Here is an 18,150-nt window from a genome sequence, read left to right as displayed (position 1 = left end):
CAAATCGGGGCGTTTACAGGTTTACTGCCCGGACTTCAACATTTCCCAGTATCTGGTATAGACCTGCATGGCGTCGTCACCCACGTCCTTCTGGAACTCGGCATTGGTCAGGTCTTCCGGCGTCGGATAGCTGGTACGGTCATTAGCCACTTCGTCACTCAGCAATTCCCGGGCCGCAAGATTCGGCGTGGCATAGCCAATGTCTTCGCTGATCAGCGCAGAGATCTCCGGGCGCATGACAAAGCTGATGAACTGGTGGGCCGCTTCAGCGTTCTCGGCATTTTTGGGAATCACAAAGCTGTCCAACCAGACAATGATGCCTTCCTCCGGGTAGACGTATTCCAGAGATGGCATGTCTTCTTCCCCCATCACCGCTTCGCCATTCCAGATCATGCCAATGTCGGTTTCACCTTCGAGATAGGGCATTCGCGGTGCATCTGAGTTGAAGGTACGCACCGACGGCATCAGTTCCGTGAGTTTCTCGTAAGCCGCCTTAATTTCTTCGGGGTCGGTACTGTTACCGGAGTGGCCGAGCACCCGCAAACCAATGTGGAAGACCTCACGCATGTCGTTGGTGAGCATCACCCGGCCTTCGTACTTGTCATCCCACAGATCTGCCCAGGCCTTCACCTCATTTCCCTCAACATCGCTGGCGTCGTAGGCAAGCCCTGTTGTACCCCAGAGGTAGGGCACGCTGTATTGGTTATCGGGATCGATCTCCAGATTCACCAGGTCCGGGTCCAGCTTTTCGAAGCCTTCCAGTTTCTCGTGGTTGATCTTTTCAAGCAGCCCTTCCTTACGCATTTTGTTGACGTAATAGGTGGAGGGCAGTGCAAGATCGTACTGGCCGCTTTCATCCAGAAGTTTCAGACGCGCATACATGGCCTCATTGCTGTCATAAGTGGTGTAAACCACCTGGATACCGGTTTCTTCCTCAAAGCGGTCCAACACTTCCTGCGGCATGTATTCAGACCAGTTGTAGAGGTTCAGTACCTGCGGCTCTTCCTGCGAGCTGCATCCGGTCAGGGTTGCAGCCAACAGGCCCGCCAGCGCCAGTTTCTTCATCGCTTGCTCCTTGTCAGTATCCATTGGGACAGCATCAACATTGCCAGGGAAAACACCAGTAGCAGAGTGCCCAGGGCATTCACTTCCGGTTTCAGGCCCACCCGCACCATAGAGTAGATGCGCAGTGGCAGAATTTCATAACTGGGACCGCTCACAAAGGTGCTCACCACCACATCGTCCAGCGACAGGGTGAAACCCAACAGCCACCCAGCCAGCAACGCTGGCATGATTACCGGAATCAGTACCGTACGGGTCATGGTGAAATCACTGGCGCCCAGATCCCGCGCCGCTTCCGGCAGGCTTTCATCAAACCCGCTCAATCGCGCCATCACGGTGATGACAACAAATGGCAGGCAGAAGGTTACGTGGGCCAGCAGCAGAGAGATAAAGCCCAGTTGCAAGCCCACCAACAGAAACAACGCCAGCAACGAGATGGCCAATACAATTTCCGGTGACATCATCACCACAAACAGCATGCCCCGCAGCACACGCTTGCCACGAAAGCGATACCGGTGAAGGGCCAATGCTGTCAGCGAGCCAATAATGGTCGATATCGTGGCTGCCGTCAGTGCCAGCCAGAGGGAGTTCCACATGGCCTGTACCATGGCGTGGTTATTGAACAGCGACTCATACCATTGCAGGCTAAGCCCGCCCCAGCGGTAACCGGTACGAGAGCTGTTAAACGAGAACACCACCAGCACCAGGATCGGCAGGTAGAGCAACACATACACCAGGGTAAGATAGGTTTTCGGCAGCCAGCGATTCATGCCCTGGCCTCATCGCCGAGTCGCCGCTGGCTGAGCCGGTGCGCAAACAGCAGGACAGCCATGGCAACCGTCAACAGGATGCTGGCGGCGGCTCCAAAAGGCCAGTCACGGGCATCCAGGAACTGGTTCTTGATGACGTTGCCGACCAGCAAATTGCGGGAACCCCCCAGTATGTCCGCCACGAAAAACAGGCCCATGGCGGGCAACAGCACCAGCATCACGCCAGCCAGCACGCCCGGCAAGGTCAGGGGTATCGTCACGTGCAGAAACGTCGAAAGCTTGCCCGCCCCCAGGTCGTGCGAAGCCATCAACAGTTCTTTCCTCAGGTCATCGAACACGGAGTACAGCGGCAGGATCATGAACGGCAGCAGCAGGTATACCAGCCCGATGACCACAGCACCTTCGGTGTAGAGCATTCTCAGCGACTCGTCGATCAGCCCCAACCCCAAGAGTGCATTGTTGATCAGGCCGTTGGTGGCCAGCAGCAGTTTCAGGGCGTAGGTGCGTACCAGGGAGTTGGTCCAGAACGGCACGATCAACAGGAAAATCAGCAGCGTCTGGCGCTGTTTACCCAGGCCGGACAGTGCCCATGCAAAGGGATACCCAATCAGCAGGCAAAAGACGGTCGTCATGCCGGCCATGTAGAGGGAATTCAGGAACACGTCCAGGTACAGCGGATCGAACAACTGCCGGTAACTGTCCAGGTTCAGCGGCAGCGAGAGGAAGGTGCCGGGGTCACGTGTCATCACGCTGGCACCCACCACCAGCAAGTTCGGGGTGAGCACAAGAAGCAACAACCAGCCCCAGACCAGAATCAGTATCGCGGTTTTGAAGGGCTGCTGTAACACCCTATGCATTCGTACTCAGCCCTTCTTCTGCATCGTTATTGACCGGCTCCAGTTCAACCGGCAATAACCATTCCCAGCCGTCCACCCAACTGACCCGGACCGGCTCGCCCAGCTTGTAGTCAAAGGTAGGGTCGTCTTCATCAAAAAATTCACTGGCCAGCACTTCAGTACCGTCTTCGAGGTGAATCACCGAGTCCAGCGTGCTGCCCTTGTAGTTACGCTCCACGATCCTGCCGGCCAGGCCCCTTTCGTCTTCAGGCGCCAGCACACGAATATCCTCCGGACGCAGCAGCACATTCACCTGCTCACCCTCGCGCAGCGTAAACCCGGGCCTCTGAAGGGTACGGCTCAGACCCAGGATATCCAGGGTAATGCCATCGTTTTCGACAGAGGTCAGGTATCCTGGAAAAAGGTTGGTCTCCCCGACGAAGCGCGCCGTAAAGAGATTTGCGGGCCGCTCATAGATTTCCCGGGGCGTGCCCAGTTGTTGAATCGCGCCGTCTTTCAGGACCACCACCCGGTCCGACATCGACAGGGCTTCTTCCTGATCGTGAGTCACGAATACAAACGTGATGCCCAACTCCCGTTGCAGTCGCTTCAACTCTACCTGCATGGTCCGGCGCAACTTGTAGTCAAGCGCAGACAGAGGCTCATCCAGCAACAGGAGTTGCGGACGTTTGACCACGGCACGGGCAATGGCTACCCGTTGCTGCTGGCCACCCGAAAGCTGATGCGGCTTGCGGCGGGCAAAATCCTGCAACTGCACCATTGCAAGGACATCGTCCACGCGCTGACGAATTTCGGCCCTCGGCCGCTTCTCCATCTTCAGGCCATAGGCGACGTTTTCGTACACCGACATATGGGGAAACAACGCGTAGTTCTGGAACACGGTATTCAGAGGGCGATGCTCTGGGGCGGCATGGGTAATGTCATGGCCAGACAGGCTAACTACCCCGGTGTCTGGCTGCTCAAAACCCGCCATCAGGCGCAGCAGGGTGGTTTTGCCGCAACCCGACGGCCCCAGAAGGGTGATGAACTCGCCGTCCAGGATGTCCAGGTCCAGCGAGTTCAACACGGTTTTGTCATCGAACGCCTTGGAGACGTTCTTCAGGGAGAGAAGGCTCTCGTTCATTCACCCGAAACGCTGTTCAGGTAGGCCTTATCGGAAATGTTGGTCCACTGACGGACCTGTTTCAGATAATCCCGTTGGGAAGTGATGATTTCCCGCGCCAGTTCATCCTTCTCCGCCTCTTCGGCCAACAGCTTCTCTGTGGCATCACGAAGCGCTTCAATGACCTCTGGCGGGAAGGTTTTATGGGTGACGTCCGGATAGTCTTCCTTCATACGATCCCAGGCCACGCCACTTTCATGCATGCTCTGGATATACATGTCGTAGGCGGCGGTGCGCATAGCCACCCGCAGTACTTCCTGAAGTTCTTCGGGAAGCTTGTTCCAGGTTTTCTCGTTAATCAGGAACTGAACTTCAGCGCCTGGCTCCTGCCAGCCGGAGTAGTAATACTTTGCGATCTGATGGAAGCCCATCTGGAAATCCAGTGCCGGGCCTACCCACTCCAGAGCGTCTATCGTGCCTCGCTCCAGCGAACTGTAAAGTTCCCCAGGCGGAATGTTGGTCACCGCAACACCCACTTCGGACATAACTTCGCCGGCAAACCCGGGGGTGCGCATTTTCAAACCCTGGAGGTCCTCAACACTCTTGATTTCCTCGCGGAACCAACCACCCATCTGGTTGCCGGTATTGCCACCGGGGAACGACAGCAAGCCATGGGGGCGGTACACTTTTTCCATCAATTCCATGCCGCCGCCGTAGTAAAACCAGGCGTATTGCTCAGGTGCGATCATCCCGAAGGGAACGGTGGTGAAATACATGGCATTGGGGATCGAGCCTTTGTAGTAATACGAGGCCGTATGCCCCATATCGTACTGGCCCGCCTTCACCATATCGAAAATACCGAATGGCGCCTTATGCTTGTTGGATGAGTCAATCCGGAACTGCAGGCGGCCGCCCGACATTTTCTCGGCCATCGAGGCCATGTGGCGCGTTGTTTCACCCAGAATTGGAGAGTTAGGCCCCCAGGTTTCTGCGAGGCGAAGCGTATAGGTTTCCTGGGCCGATAGCGACGCGCTTGCCAGCGCGAACACCAATGCCAGGACGGTCATAAAAGATTTGTGAATAGTCATAGCGAGGTCAGGTTCCGTTTTTTGTAGTGGTCGAATCAGATCGCCCACATCATAGCTTGCTGGCCGGCTAACGCCAATCATCGACCGGCCAGAAGCAACGGTTCTATACCTTGAACTGACCTACCAGCTCACGCAGACTCTCGCCCAGCCGCGCCAGCTCGTGGCTCGCCTCATTGGTCTGGTTTACGCCTGTATCGCTACGCTGCGCCGCGTCCACGATACGCACCACGTTCTGGTTGATTTCCTCGGCCACCTGGCTCTGCTGTTCCGCCGCTGTGGCAATCTGGGTCACCTGATCATGAATATGGCCCACAGACTTCTCAATGGTGCGCAGGGCGTCGGTGGCGTGGTTGATGCGCTCTACCGTTTCGCTGGAACGTTGGCGGGACGCATCCATCCGCTCCACCGCAGCGCGGGACTCAGTCACGAAGCCGTCAATCATACCGCGAATCTGATCAGCGGATTCCGCACTGCGTTTGGCCAGTTGGCGCACTTCATCGGCAACCACCGAAAAACCGCGGCCATGCTCGCCGGCCCGGGCCGCTTCAATCGCCGCATTGAGGGCCAACAGGTTGGTCTGGTCAGTGACGGCGTGGATGACATCCAGTACCTGGGTAATCTCGTCGGTTTTTTCAGCCAGGTTACTGATGCGGGTAGAACTGGATTCAATCTCCTCCGACAGCTGGTTTACAGAAGCCTGGGCGTTAGCAATGGTCTCGCCGCCATCCCGTGCAAGCCTGTCTGCGTCGGAGGCCGCGCTTTCCACCGAGTTGGCATTGCCGGAAATCTGCTGGATCGTGGCCGCCATTTCGTTAATGGCTGAAGCAATTTGATCCGTTTCGGAACCCTGCTCCTGCACCGAGGCCCGGGTTTCATTGGCAACGCGGCTGAGTTCTTCCGCTGCGGAAGCAACCTGGTCGGTAGTCGCGCCGACATCGCGGATGGTGTCCTGGATTTTCACTACGAAGGCATTGAAACGCCGCCCGAGCTCTGCAAGTTCGTCGCTACCTTCGTCCGGCAGGCGGTGACGGAGATCGCCCTCACCCTCGGCGATGTCCTTCATCATGGCAGTAACGGTGTTCAACGGTTTCGTCACCGTACGACCTACAAACACACCGATGAGCAATGCGATGACGACCACAATCACGGTTACCAGAACAATAAAACCGAGAGTTTCAGCGATCTCAGCTTCAATATCCGCGCGTGCGGCAGAAACTACTTCCGCGATATCGGTGACATACACACCGGTCCCGATCATCCAGCCCCAATCGGGAACAATCGTGGTAAATGACACCTTGGGCTCAACCTCGCCAGAGGCGGGGTTGGGCCAGTCATAACCAAAAAAGCCATCCTTACGTGCCGCTTCAAACAGTGATCGTATCAGCTTCTGAACATCTGGGTTGGTCGTAGGTCCTTCCCGGGAAGGATCCGGCGCGTAGGCCAGGTTTTCCAGATCTTTGGCATACGCAAAAATATAGTTGCCGCCCCCAAATTGGATAGAGCGCAGACGATCCCTTGCCGCTTCGCGGGCCTCGGCATCCGAAAGGTCCGGATCGTTCTTTGCGTCCAGCACCACGGAACGGGCGGTATCCACCAGATTCTTCAATTCTTCCTTGCGGGCACTGAGCAAACTTGCTTCCAGGCGCTCAAGCTCGGCCTCACCACCGCTTTTTATCTGGGCGACCGAAATCCAGGCGAGGGTTGCCGCCGTTATTACCACCGGGACCAGAACGCCCAGCAGAAGACGGGAACGAATGCGTAACCGGCTCAGCAATGTCATTAAGGACTTCTCCGTATGAGATCAAATATTCAGGGCAATTATCCACAACCGTGCACCAGAGTGTGTTCCAGTTTGTAATACCGTGTGTTCGGATTCGGGGTATAAAGCTGCGACACTGCCACAACTCACTCATGCATTTGCATTTATTGTTGAGAGTATCAACGGCTGGTAGGCGATGGACTTGAACCCGCGTTAGACTAAAGGTCTAGGCACAAACGTCCGATTCATCAAATCTGACCCAATAAAACCGGCGTCAAGGGCACGGATGAAACACCTCTATCTGATTCGCCACGCGAAATCCAGCTGGGCCGACGATGGTCTTCGTGATCACGAGCGCCCTCTCAACAACCGCGGGCTGAAACAACTGGAGCCAATGGGCAGGGCAATCCGTGCGGAAGGGGCGCTCGACGGAACGGTATACTGCAGCAATGCCGCCCGCGCCCGACAGACCCTGGAAGGTCTGATCCCGAGTAACCTCCATCACACCGTTAATCTGGCGCCTGTTCTCTACACGTTTAACCATGAGGTCGTGCTGGACTGGTTGCGCGACCGGAGCGAAGACAGCATTACCCTGATTGGCCACAACCCGGCGCTGGAGGATCTGGCATGTCTGCTGTTAAAACACGCACCTGACGCTTTCCCCACTTGCAGTTACATGCACATTGCGCTGCCAATAGAACACTGGCACGAGATCGGCAAAAACAAGGGCCGGCTTGAAAAGTTACTGACGCCAAACGACGTTAGCTACGAGCAGTTTCATCGCAAACGCACGAAAATCCATATCGATGAGCACCTGCCCCTGCCAGGGCATATCCCAGAATCGCTGTTACACCAGTATCAACGCATCAGGGGTCTGGAACCCGGCGTCTTGCACGGATACGACGACGAGTTTCTGCATCAGTACCGCATTGCCATCCGCCGCAGCCGGGCCATTGCTGAAGCGGTTGTCGACATCCGCGGTGACGGCGATTTACGCAAGGCCGTCAAGGTATTGAAGTGGCATGGCCAAGCCACCAGCCGGCTCAGAGACCTTCACGTATTACTGGGTGACCTGGCGCAATGGCCGTTGGAGGAAGATACCCAGTTGGCCCTGGTGAGCTCCGGCGCCCGCAGCCATTTTGCCAACCTGGCAGACGTTGAACACCAGGAACTGACCAAACGCCTGAACAGTCGGCAATACCGCAAAGACATGGATGGGTGGTACCAGCGCCTCACCTCCCGCCACTTGACAAAGGTAACCCGGAAACTGGCCACCGAAGACGTCCGCAAAGCCCTGGAAAAGCACATACACAAGCACAACGACGTGGCGCGGCAACTGAACGAACAGTCCCCGGACGATCACTTTCACGACCTGCGCAAACGACTGAAACGCATACGCTACCTGGCCGAATTGGACAAACCGGCGTTCCGCGACATGCTCAGGCAGTTAAAACATCGACAACAACGGTTCGGTGACTTCCAGGACCTGCACGTGCAGATAGACATGCTATCGGACTTTCGCGATAGCATTGCCACGGAGCCTGACATGCTGGCACCAGTGGCGGGCCTGAACACGCTGATCGCAAACCTTGCCGAGGAGAAAAACCGTCGGCGGGATGACATACTGACCCTTGGTGGCATTGGCTGACACCCCGCTATTTGGGGGCGGGATTCATCCCACGCCCCATCCAGGCCGACCAGGAATAAAGTCCCAGCGCCACCCAGATCATCACGAAGCTCGCCAGCTTCTCCCCACTCATGGGTTCATCAAACACAAACAGCGCGATGAAGAACTGCAGCGTGGGGTTGATGTACATCAGAAAGCCCACGGTCGCCAAGCGTAGCCGGCGGGCAGCACCCGCAAAGAACAACAGGGGGATGGCGGTGACGATACCGCTGGACATCAGAAGCAGCGTGGTCGAGATATTGTCATTGAAGTGGGATTCCCCGACGGAACTCAGCAACCCGAGAGCCAGCAGACCGACGGGCAACAGAAGCAGCGTCTCCACAAACAGGCCCGAAAGGCCATCCAGCTCCACCTGCTTTCGGAGCAGGCCGTAGGTACCGAAACTGAACGCAAGCACCAGGGTGATCCAGGGAACCACGCCCAATAGAAAAAGCTGGTAAAGGATGGCGATGGTCGCCAATGCAACCGCCACAATTTGTAGTCGGGAAATGCTTTCCCGCAACACCAGCATGCCCAGCCCGACATTCACCAGCGGCGTGAGGAAATACCCCAGGCTCGCCTGGAGCACATGCCGGGTTTCCACGGCATAGATATAGACCCCCCAGTTCAGTGCAATGAACACCGCACACCCGAATACGAAGCCAAGCTTCCTGGGGCGAGCCAACGCAGCAGTGATGGGTTTCCAGCGCCCCAGGAAGCTCACCACAATGGCGAGAAAAACACAGGACCAGACGATCCGGTGAACCAGCACTTCGTAGGATGGCACACCCTCGAAAAGGGCGAAATAAATAGGGAAACAGCCCCACAAGGTATAGGCGGACAGGCCGAAACCCACGCCTTTTGCCGCTTCAGGCGTAGCGTGTTTCACAGGCAACAGGCCTTATATTTTCTGCCACTTCCGCAGGGGCAGGATTCGTTCCGGCCAGGCTTGAGGGTCCCTTCGCGGGTATCGCCTGACACGTAGTACCAACGCCCACCGTCGCGAACGAAGCGGGAGTTCTCTTCCAGATACCCCCAGCCACCGTCTGCCCGGTAAAGAGCGCGAAAGTGCACCCTGCCCTCGTGTTCACCTTCATCTGACGACAGTACCTGCAGCGACACCCACTTCGGCGACTCGGTAAGATCAAGGTCTTGGGGCCGGGTGCTGGTGTGCCATGTGGCTTTCAGATAGTCCGTCAGATTCAGTACAAACGCGCAGTAGCGAGATCGCATAAGGGCTTCCGGTGAGGATGCCGGTTTGCCCTGATGGCATGGCTCGCAACAAGTGCTGTACGGTTGGCGGCTGCCACAGGGGCAGTCGTCCGGGGTAATCTCTGGCGCCATCGGGTCGTCCTTATCGCCGGTTAGTGCTGTTCACGGACCCGGCAGACCCAGGACACGTAAATGATTCATTTTAACAGTTTTAGTTGCCCTGCGGCTGTGCTATCAACAATCATCAATTGACCTGATCGAGTAGCCCGATTGTGACTGACCTTTCCCTGCTGCAGATACTACTTGCCAACCTGGCTTTGCTGGCCGGCGCCTGTTTGCAGGGCGTGGCAGGTTACGGCATCGGTACGCTGGCGGCACCATTGCTGTTCCTGATCAGCCCCATGCTGATACCGGCGCCGCTGGTTCTGAACGCCGTGGTGCTGACGATTTTCATGCTGCTGCGGAACCGGGGCGCCTTGCAGGTCCGCGAAGTGCGCTTTGCCATTGGCGGGGGCGTTGGCGGCATGATCCTGGCCGGAATTACGCTGATGCTGATTTCACCCACGGGATTTGAGCTGGCGTTCGGCGTTCTGATCCTGATTGGCGTATTATTGAGCGCAGGTGGTTTGCGACCTGCCCTGAACGCTCGCAACAGTATCCTGGCCGGCGCTGCCTCGACCTACATGGGAACCATTACCGCCGTTGGCGGCCCACCGATTGCACTGATCTACCAGAATCAGAAGGGACCACTGGTGCGGGCCAATATGTCGGCCTTCTTTCTGGTGGCGAGTTTTTTCAGTATTGCCGCCCTGGTGGTTTCCGGCTACCTGGGGCAGCGAGAGCTACAGTTGTTTGCTGTCACCTTTCCGGGGGTTCTCATCGGCTTCTGGCTTTCCGGCAAGCTGGTCAACCGCATGCCTTTTGACGGACTGAGGCCGGTCATTCTCGGCATCGCAGCCGTTGCTGGTGTGGCGGCACTGGTTCGTGGGCTGATGTCGCTCTGACCTCTGAATTACTCAGCCCACAGTCTCGCCCGGAAACGACTCTGTTTCCACAATACCGCGACCCATATCGCATGAAGATTGATCAAAAACGCCAAAACCCATTCGAAGGCGTCGTCTACCTGGCTGTACACCTCTGGCACAACGGCCGTGAGGATAACCGATAGAATACCCACCGCCAGTATCAGCTCACATAGCCACAACAGTCGCCTGCCATTGGCATGCCATCGCGGATGCCCCTTCAGTGCCGAGCTGATCAGCAACTGCGCGATGAACGTCAGCGAAAAATACAGCACGACACCAATCCGGCGAATCAGGTTGAAACCATCCCCTTCGTGACCCAGGGCCAGCGTGTAGGCGGCAAGAGACATACATGCGACAAAGCCCAGCCAGGGGACCCAGGGCCGACCGCGACTGGTGGCACCCAGTTGCAGTAGCCAACGACCGTTGAGAGCCCAGAACAGAATGCCGAGCATCGCCGCCGGCAACATGGTGCCCTTGAAAATGAAATAGCTGGTACCGTATCGGCCAGTGCGGCTGATGCTCGTGCAGCTGTCCCAGTATGGAATACACCAGGAAATGTGCCCTTCCAGTACCGACACCGCGAAAGTCGCGTGAATGGTGATCAGCGGCGTCAACGTGGCGGCCATGGCCAGCCACCACAGGGGGATGCCGTTCTTCACCGAGGTCATAACACTATTCCCTCATTACAAAATGCTCTTATAATCGAGTGCTTGCACATTGTCATCTATACTAGATTAGCAACGTATTACTCATTCGCGATGACATTGCGCGCATCATTCAGTCGCTGCTTTACCTGATTCCGGTCCCACATGATAAGACGACACCCTCTGCTTCAGCTTCTTGCAGTCGCCCTACTGTTGCCCTTCAGTTTTACGACCAATGCCGTGGGCCAACCGCCTAACATCGCGTTCTACTATGGCCATGAAGCTCCGATAGGCAGCCTGATGGCTTACGACTGGGTGGTGTTGCAACAGGACCAGGCCAGCGACGCACGTGTCGACCTGCTGGCCGGGGCCAGCACCGCTCCCATTGCCTACGTCAGTGTCGGAGAAATGGCCCGCAGCCATCGACTGTTCGGAAGCCTGCAGAAAAGCTGGCTGGTCGGCAAGAACCCGGCCTGGTCAAGCGCTGTGCTGGACCTGCGCAACCCCGACGTTCGCACCTTTCTGCTGGACAACCTCATTGACCCGGCCTTCAAGCGCGGCTTCCAGGGGGTGTTTCTCGATACTCTGGACAGCTTTACGCTTGCTGCCAGTGGCGAAGCGCAGACGCAAGCCTTCGCAGAAGCTCAGACACAACTGATTTCGGACATCCGCGCCCGGCACCCGAACGGCAAGATTATCCTCAACCGCGGCTTCCACCTGCCAGACAGCGTTATCGGTCAGGTCGACGGGCTCGCCCTGGAGTCCTGGCGCAATGGCTACAACGCCAAGGAAAAACTTTACTACAAAGTTTCTGAAACAGACCGGCAGTGGCTGGACAAACAGCTACAGCGCTGGCGTGAGGCGCGGCCGGACATGCCCATGATTGCCATCGATTACGTAGCGGACGCCTCCCGGGCCGGGGAACTTGCAGGCCAGCTACGTCGCGACGGTTTTGTGCCCTGGGTGGCCAACCCGGCCCTGGATCGCCTCAGCCCGTCCCAACCCGCACAGGTGAAACGCCACGTCCTGGTGATTCATGACTTGCCAGAATTCAACATGGACCGAAGCGCCGCCCATCGTTTTGGTGGCATTGTGCTGGAGCGTTCCGGATTCATCCCACAGTATCACTCCGCGCTGGAACCTCTGCCAACGGAGCCCACCGAAGACCGGTACGCGGGTATCCTGGTCTGGTGGGAAACCGGGGATCGTCACAGCGGCCTTTGTTCATGGCTTGCCCGGCAGCAGGACAAGGGTGTACCCGTGGTGCTGATGGGGCTGATCCCCGGTAACCCGGCGTGCAGCGGCGTGATGGCCGCTAACCGCACCGCGGTGCCCGCTGCGCCTCTGAGCCATGAGCGCGTACACCCATCGGTGACCCATTACGAAGGTCGGCGGCTGCCCTCCCTGACCACGCAAGCCATGCCGCAAGTAGAAGGGCACACGCCCTGGCTGACCATCACCGACGCGCAGGGCCAGCGGTTTTCGGCCATATACACCCATGGCGGGGGCGGCGTGGCCTCAGCGCCCTTCCTGTTCGAAACCGGGCCCGACGACGAAGCCTACTGGCTGTTCAACCCCTTCGAGTTTATCCAGCAGGCCTATGGTGCACCCGCCATGCCGGTGATTGATACCACCACTGAAAATGGCCGCCGTATACTCACGGCCCACATTGACGGCGATGGTTTCGTCTCCCGGGGGGAGTTTCCCGGCAGCCCGCTGAGCGCCCAGGTCATCCAGGATGAGATTCTGTCGCGGTACGAAGTGCCCCACACCGTTTCGGTCATCGAATCAGAAGTCTCCCCCAAGGGCCTGTACCCGGGTGCCAGCGCGGAAGCAGAACGCATCGCGCGGGCCCTGTTCAGAATGAACTCGGTGGAAGTGGCATCTCATACCTACAGTCATCCGTTCTTCTGGCAATCGATAGAAGGTGGCCCCGCCCCGAGGCTTGAAAACACACTGTATGGCTATTTCATGAACATCCCGGATTACCAGGCGTCGCTTGAACGGGAAATCGAGGGCTCGGTGCGATACATTAATCAACGCCTGGCCCCGGCGGACAAACCCGTATCGGTGTTCCTCTGGACGGGCGACGCCCGGCCCGGCGCCAATGCCCTGAAACGGGTTCGGGAAGCCGGTCTGGTCAACGTCAATGGCGGCAACACCAAGCCACTGCCCTACGCTTCCGAGTTGGCGGAAACCTGGCCTGATGCCCGCCCCGTGGGCGATGAACTGCAGGTGTACGCACCGGTGATGAACGAAAACGTCTACACCAACCACTGGACAGGCCCTTACTATGGGTTCCGCAATGTGACAGACACTTTCCGCATTCTCGAAGACAAAGGCCGGCTGAAGCCCATGGGCATTTACTACCACTCCTATTCGGGCACCAAACCCGAGGCCCTGGGCGCCTTGCATGAGATCTACCAATACGCCCTTGCTCAACCCGTCACGCCGCTCTATCTCAGCGACTACGCCAAGCGTGTGCAAACTCTCTATTACTCGGCGTTGCTCAGAGACGACGACGGTAGCTGGCGTTGGCGTGGTATTGGCCAACCCCATACCGTCACCATTGAGCAGGACCAGTTTCCCGACCTGGAGAGAAGCACTGGCGTCGCCGGTTTCCACGATGTTGCCGGCCACCGCTACGTGCATCTGACCGGTGACTCACCCCAACTGTTCCTGACCGATACCGCTCCGGAAGGCCCCAGTCTGGCCCATGCCAATGGCGTGCTTACCCAATGGCAGCGCCAGCAGGTAGCCGGTAAATGGCGGATAATCCTGGGCTTGCAGAGCCATCAAAACGTGGAATTCACCCTTGCCGGAACCCGGCGATGCACAACCAGCGACAATTCGGCTCGGATATCCCGGACAGGTGAACAGGTGCAAGTTGCTCTCAGCGGCCGGCAAACGGATTCCCTGACGCTGGAGTGCCAATAGCGTTATGCGTCGGAACAGGGAGTCCTTCTTCAGCCTGCCCGCACTCGTCCTTATGGGGGCGCTTATCGCGCTGGCGTTGTATCTGCTGTTTCCCAGGCAGGCGGTGTTCGAGAACCCCGACTACCTTGAAACGCCAGACGCCCTTTCCATCGCCTATCTGGAAGTGTTGCTGCGTTCGGATTCAGACAACACTCCCTTGCGCCTCAGCCTGGCCCGGGCCCTTGGCACAACCGGCCAACTGGAACGCGCAGACCAGGTAATGGCTCCCTTGATGGCGCAACAGACCGTGCCGGAAGAGGCCTTTGCGTATTACCTGGAACTGCAGACACAACGACTGTTCGCCATTCCCGAAGGCCCCAGGAAGGAGGCCCGGAAAGACCAGCTCTTTGCCGACGCCCAGGCGCTGGTCCGCCAACCCTACGAACCGGAGCGCATTCTGGAGCTCTTGAGGCCCGCCTCCAGTTGGCTGAGCCAGCCCCGTTACCTGACATTACTGCAAGGCGTTGAGGACCGGATGACCAACCCCGGCCAGCGGCTTCAACTGGCCCTTGAAATCGCTCGGCTGGAGGAAGCACAGTCCCGGCCCGGCATGGCTGCAGCCACTTTGCGCCCCTATATTGATACGGTCCGCCCCGAGGCCCGCGATGAGTTCATCGACAACATCATTCGCCTGGAGCTTGCCGGCGGCAATCCGAAAGCGGCGCTGGCGCTCTTCAAGCAAAAACTCCCCGACACCAGGATGTCGGAACCAGCACTGACCGAAGGTATCCGGCTGGCAAGACTGGCTGGTTCGGCTTCGGATGAAGCCACCTGGATTCGGCAACGGGCGAACCGGCATCCCGGCGACACAGAGTACCAGCGAGAATTGCTGGCCTTCCAACTCGCCGCCGGGGATCTGAAAGCGGCGCTCAATACCATCCGGAGGCTGCAGAAAACACCGAACGGGCTCACTCACGAAGACCGGCAAACGATGGCTCAAGTGCTGGAATGGAACGACCTGCCTCAGGAAGCACTGCCTGTCTGGGTGTCCCTCTATCAGCAAACCGGTTCTTCGCAGGCCTTCCAACGATCGGTGGACCTGGCGCGCGGGCTTTTCCAATGGGACACACTGCGAATGCTGTTAACCGAGGGGGCCAGGCAGGAGCGTTTGCAGCCGGACGGCTACATCACCCTGGCCGAGGCATTGGTGGGTGCCGGACGCTTCGATGATGCAAGGGAGTGGTTAACGGAAGGCCGATCACGATTTCCCCGGTCCGACACGCTCAGGGAACGGCTGCTGACGCTGCTCGTTAACCTGCGTGATTTCCCCGCCGCCATTGAACTGCTGGAAAACGAGCCACGGTTATCCGACGCCGACCGTATACAACTGGCCTCTCTTTACTGGCGCACACGGCAACCTGAACGAGCCCTGGCACTGTTGGATTTCGAGCCGCAAGACCGGCAACTGGCCGAGACGGTTCAAATCATGCGGATGGACCTGGCGAACAGCCTGGGTAGAACCGACATTCTGGAGCGGGATTATGAAAGTCTCCTGGCCAGAAGCGACAGCGAGCTTACGCTGAATCTGAAGGAGCGCCTGCTTAACCTGGCGGCCCTTTTCGAGGATTACCCAAGAGCCTTATCACTGAGTGAGCACCTGTTCCTCGAAACAGGGCAACCCAGGTTCCTGGCTGCTATTGCTGAATACCAGTTGGCCCTCGGGCAGTGGCAGGAACTGGAGCAAACCCTCGAACGCTGGCAAACGGAACTACCCACTGCCCGCAACAACCCGCGCTACTGGTCACTTCGGGCTTTGATTCACCAACGCAACGACGAGGTCCTGGCAGCAAACGATGCCTACCGCGCCGCGTGGGAGCTGGCACCCGACGACGAGAACCTGATGATCAGTTGGGCCTGGCTGCAACTTGCCAATGCGGAACAGTTCGCCGACACCCTCCAGGCCCTGCTGGCCCGAATCGATGATACACCTTCTCCCGCCGCCTACCCGGTCCTGGCCTATGGTTACAGTGCCCTGGGCCAGCCGAGACAGGCCCTGAACTGGTTTCGTCAGGGCATGAAAACCCGCAGTGATGACATTGAGTGGCTTCTGGACACGGCAAGACTGCTGGAACAGACAGGTGCACCCGGCACCGCAACCGATCTGCGCCAAAAGGCCGCGGTAAGATTACGGGAAGACCCATCCACTCCAGCCAACCGCTTCACGGTGTACAGTGAGGAAGGGTTGCTCAAGCTGGCCTGGCAGACGTTGGCGACCTTTCCCCGCAGCGGCGACGGCGACGACCCTGACCAGAGGGGGTTGCGGGAAACCCTGGCGTATTTCGCGTCCAACCAGGGTGACACACTGGTCGCGGAGGCCCTGCTGCCTGTACCGGACGGTCGAAACGAAGCAGTACGCCAACGCATCGGACAAACGCTCCGGCCCGCGCCAGAAAACCGCGAACAACAGATCGGCCGCTATGTCCGACAGCTTGACCGACTCAATAGCCCAATGACGCCGGAACAGCAGAGAGTGACGATGCAGGACACGGTAAATTTACACCAGACGCTCAACCGTGCCATCCAAGTGGGCAGCCGCTGGCAGAACCTGGGTAACTTTACCGTTCAACGCAGCGGGATAACCGGCCAATTCAGCGAAGACGAGTTTCGCTGGCAACTGTCTGCCAACACCCTCAAGGCGAGCGGTTCCGGGCGCCTGATAAGCACCCCCGGGCGCAGCAGCGAAACGTCTTTCGAGGTGAACAGGCGCTCAGGCAACGGCGCTTGGTCGGTATCGGTCAGCCAGTTGCCGCGCTACCAGCAGGATGACCTGGCCGTCAGCGCCGCCTTCGACCAGCAATGGTCTGACCGCATCGCCCTCGGTGCCGGCTACCATTTTCAGGAGCGCACACCGGACAGCGCCGAAGCCTGGTGGCTGACCCGCCGCGACCGCGCCTACGCCAGCGCCAGCTACACCCCTTTCTCCCGGCTTAACCTGAATGCCCAGATTGAACAATTGACGGTCAACAGCCTGGAGAACGATCAACTGGCGGACGGCTTCGGGCTGGACCTGAATGCCACCTACACCATTTTCCGCAATGACCCGGCCTGGATTATCAGCGCGGGCTATCGCAACCAGCAGCTATCACTGGCCGACACCCTGCCCTCATCCACCCTTGCGGCACTGGATCAGCCACTGGAAACCGCCAGCCTGCTGACCGAGGAGTACGAACGTATCGGTGTCGGCACACGTTGGTTCCATGGCTCACCCCACGCATTGTATCGCTCAACACCCTCACCCCGCGCATTTCTCGGTTTGGACGCCGGTTATGTATTATCCACTTCAACGGCGGAAGTCGGTGTGGAAGTGGGCCTGGGTTGGAGAGTGCTGGGGGATGATGAACTGGCCCTGTCCGGACGCTGGTCGTCGGAAGGGCTGGACGGCAACGGCCGAACTGAATTCAATCTTACATACACGATTTACCCTGGTCGCTGAAGGAGACCGTTATGAAAACACTACGCCATAGCCTCTGGCTCACCCTGTTACTTCTGGCTGGCTGTTCGGTTATCCAGAGTCAGGAAGGCTCGCCGATTCCAGAAGACGGACAGTTTGCGGTGCTGCCGCTGATTAACCTGTCACAGACGCCCCAGGCTGGGGACCAGGCCGCCAGTGTTCTATCCGCAATCCTGAGAGCCAAGGGCAGCGAAAACGTGACGCTTTACCTGCCGGACGACCGCAACCCCCTGCTGTACGAAAGCAGTGAACGACAGCAAACAGCCCTCGCCACGGCCCGCAACGACGGTGCTGATTACCTGTTTACGGGCACCGTGGAGGAGTGGCGCTACAAAAGAGGGCTGGATGGCGAGCCCGCCGTGGGTGTCACCCTGGAAATACGCAGCGCAGATGACAATCGCGTGGTGTGGTCCGGCACCTCCGCCCGCACGGGATGGGGCCGCGAAAGCCTGAGCGTGGCGGCCCACAAGGTTCTGGACGAGCTGGCCAACGCCATGCCAATCACCGAAAGCCAATAACACCGCCTGAGCAACAGGGT

The 18,150-nt window shown here is 58.2% G+C and carries 14 protein-coding genes; 5 read left to right on the top strand and 9 right to left on the bottom strand.

The annotated features are described in order from the left end of the window. Nucleotides 1–21: 21 nt before the first annotated feature. The 6 genes from AC13D2_RS17960 to AC13D2_RS17935 form a co-directional block, all read right to left on the bottom strand. Entirely contained in the window at nucleotides 22–1,065 is a 1,044-nt protein-coding gene (locus AC13D2_RS17960; protein WP_482938977.1) for an ABC transporter substrate-binding protein, read from the bottom strand. Continuing rightward, the gene (gene potC / locus AC13D2_RS17955) at nucleotides 1,062–1,832 is read right to left on the bottom strand and encodes a spermidine/putrescine ABC transporter permease PotC (protein WP_482938976.1); all 771 of its coding nucleotides are present in this window, start codon (nucleotides 1,830–1,832) and stop codon (nucleotides 1,062–1,064) included. Before potC ends, AC13D2_RS17960 begins: the two co-directional genes overlap by 4 nt. Next, nucleotides 1,829–2,689 carry a spermidine/putrescine ABC transporter permease PotB gene (potB, locus tag AC13D2_RS17950; protein ID WP_482938975.1) on the bottom strand — a complete coding sequence of 287 codons (861 nt, stop codon included), beginning with the start codon at nucleotides 2,687–2,689 and terminating at the stop codon, nucleotides 1,829–1,831. The genes potC and potB overlap by 4 nt, the downstream gene beginning before the upstream one ends. Beyond that, nucleotides 2,682–3,812, bottom strand: coding sequence for a spermidine/putrescine ABC transporter ATP-binding protein PotA (gene potA / locus AC13D2_RS17945; protein ID WP_286749911.1), 1,131 nt, complete (start codon nucleotides 3,810–3,812; stop codon nucleotides 2,682–2,684). Before potA ends, potB begins: the two co-directional genes overlap by 8 nt. Continuing rightward, the gene (locus AC13D2_RS17940; protein WP_286749913.1) at nucleotides 3,809–4,879 is read right to left on the bottom strand and encodes a TRAP transporter substrate-binding protein; all 1,071 of its coding nucleotides are present in this window, start codon (nucleotides 4,877–4,879) and stop codon (nucleotides 3,809–3,811) included. The genes potA and AC13D2_RS17940 overlap by 4 nt, the downstream gene beginning before the upstream one ends. Nucleotides 4,880–4,982: 103 nt before the next feature. Next, nucleotides 4,983–6,659 (bottom strand): methyl-accepting chemotaxis protein, encoded by a 1,677-nt coding sequence (locus tag AC13D2_RS17935; RefSeq protein WP_300493693.1) that lies wholly within the window; start codon nucleotides 6,657–6,659, stop codon nucleotides 4,983–4,985. 265 nt (nucleotides 6,660–6,924) lie between these two features. Between AC13D2_RS17935 and AC13D2_RS17930 the strand changes: the two genes are divergently transcribed. Further along, on the top strand, nucleotides 6,925–8,286 hold the full coding sequence (locus tag AC13D2_RS17930) for a CHAD domain-containing protein (RefSeq protein ID WP_482938974.1): 1,362 nt from the start codon (nucleotides 6,925–6,927) through the stop codon (nucleotides 8,284–8,286). Nucleotides 8,287–8,293: 7 nt separating this feature from the next. On the opposite strand, the gene rarD is transcribed toward AC13D2_RS17930, so the two are convergent. Then, nucleotides 8,294–9,193 carry an EamA family transporter RarD gene (rarD, locus tag AC13D2_RS17925; protein ID WP_292046491.1) on the bottom strand — a complete coding sequence of 300 codons (900 nt, stop codon included), beginning with the start codon at nucleotides 9,191–9,193 and terminating at the stop codon, nucleotides 8,294–8,296. After that, nucleotides 9,190–9,648 carry a YchJ family protein gene (locus AC13D2_RS17920; RefSeq protein WP_286749921.1) on the bottom strand — a complete coding sequence of 153 codons (459 nt, stop codon included), beginning with the start codon at nucleotides 9,646–9,648 and terminating at the stop codon, nucleotides 9,190–9,192. Before AC13D2_RS17920 ends, rarD begins: the two co-directional genes overlap by 4 nt. Before the next feature lie 140 nt (nucleotides 9,649–9,788). Between AC13D2_RS17920 and AC13D2_RS17915 the strand changes: the two genes are divergently transcribed. Next, entirely contained in the window at nucleotides 9,789–10,520 is a 732-nt protein-coding gene (locus AC13D2_RS17915; protein WP_286749922.1) for a sulfite exporter TauE/SafE family protein, read from the top strand. Between the two features lie 8 nt (nucleotides 10,521–10,528). Here AC13D2_RS17915 and AC13D2_RS17910 read toward each other — a convergent pair whose 3' ends face one another. Further along, nucleotides 10,529–11,209 carry a hypothetical protein gene (locus tag AC13D2_RS17910; RefSeq protein WP_286749923.1) on the bottom strand — a complete coding sequence of 227 codons (681 nt, stop codon included), beginning with the start codon at nucleotides 11,207–11,209 and terminating at the stop codon, nucleotides 10,529–10,531. A 141-nt stretch (nucleotides 11,210–11,350) separates the two neighbouring features. Between AC13D2_RS17910 and AC13D2_RS17905 the strand changes: the two genes are divergently transcribed. Genes AC13D2_RS17905 through AC13D2_RS17895 form a run of 3 tightly spaced genes read left to right on the top strand, consistent with a single transcriptional unit; the run spans nucleotide 11,351 to nucleotide 18,130 of the window. Then, nucleotides 11,351–14,122 carry a bifunctional glycoside hydrolase/polysaccharide deacetylase family protein gene (locus tag AC13D2_RS17905; RefSeq protein WP_292046492.1) on the top strand — a complete coding sequence of 924 codons (2,772 nt, stop codon included), beginning with the start codon at nucleotides 11,351–11,353 and terminating at the stop codon, nucleotides 14,120–14,122. Nucleotides 14,123–14,126: 4 nt separating this feature from the next. Beyond that, nucleotides 14,127–17,594 carry a tetratricopeptide repeat protein gene (locus AC13D2_RS17900; protein WP_482938973.1) on the top strand — a complete coding sequence of 1,156 codons (3,468 nt, stop codon included), beginning with the start codon at nucleotides 14,127–14,129 and terminating at the stop codon, nucleotides 17,592–17,594. A gap of 11 nt (nucleotides 17,595–17,605) precedes the next feature. Beyond that, on the top strand, nucleotides 17,606–18,130 hold the full coding sequence (locus tag AC13D2_RS17895) for a hypothetical protein (RefSeq protein ID WP_482938972.1): 525 nt from the start codon (nucleotides 17,606–17,608) through the stop codon (nucleotides 18,128–18,130). Nucleotides 18,131–18,150: the final 20 nt, after the last annotated feature.

This window comes from Marinobacter sp. B-12 (assembly GCF_056857915.1).
Note: the sequence above shows the minus strand (reverse complement) of the source record. Positions and strands in the feature narration are given on the sequence as shown.